The 592-nt window shown below is 56.9% G+C and carries 1 protein-coding gene; it reads right to left on the bottom strand.

All coding sequences use genetic code 11. The features are described from left to right. Window positions 1-173: 173 nt before the first annotated feature. Window positions 174-500 carry a hypothetical protein gene (locus tag KW835_RS26625; RefSeq protein ID WP_218387757.1) on the bottom strand — a complete coding sequence of 109 codons (327 nt, stop codon included), beginning with the start codon at window positions 498-500 and terminating at the stop codon, window positions 174-176. Window positions 501-592: the final 92 nt, after the last annotated feature.

Below are 592 nucleotides of genomic sequence, written 5' to 3'. Positions count from 1 at the left end.
TCGGCCAGGAGCCGTCGCTGATGGAATCAAGAAGCAGACATTCAACGTTTGACATGAGAGGCACGACCCGGCTCGCAGGGGCGAGTCCTCTCGATGAAAGGGTTGGGCGGCATTTTGCGACAGGTGTGCTCTGCGGAAAGATGTGCGGCGGCCCTAGAGCGTGGAGCAGTTTGCTACTGGCGGTTCTCACTTGAGCGATACATGCGGTGAACCTTGGTGCAAAGGGCTGATGCGCCTTCGTACCCCACGCCAATGATTAACGGGAGCCGCTCTTTCGGCGGCGTAGATGCCCCGTACAAGAGTTCTCGAAGTGCGCCGGTGACAGCCAATGCCTCAACCTCTTTGGCGGCATTGTGGTGTGGCCATGTATAGACAACGACTTCTAGGTCTTCAAGCTCGATGCCGAATAACGTAGGACACTCGAAGTCCCAGTGTTCTTGCCAATAAAGCAACGCTCTCCGGACAAGCGCCTGTTCTTCTGTGGTGAGGTTGAAGCTCATGCCGCCCAACGTTTGAGATCAGCGGGCGGCGTAGCCGTCCGCTGGAGCGTAAGGTTGGGCCGGGCTCTTGCCGTAAGAAACCATTGAGATTT

The sequence above is a fragment of the Acidovorax sp. sic0104 genome, from assembly GCF_019219095.1.
GTDB lineage: Bacteria > Pseudomonadota > Gammaproteobacteria > Burkholderiales > Burkholderiaceae_C > Acidovorax.
The sequence above is the reverse complement of the archived record's forward strand: the minus strand, read 5'-3'. Positions and strand labels throughout refer to the sequence as shown.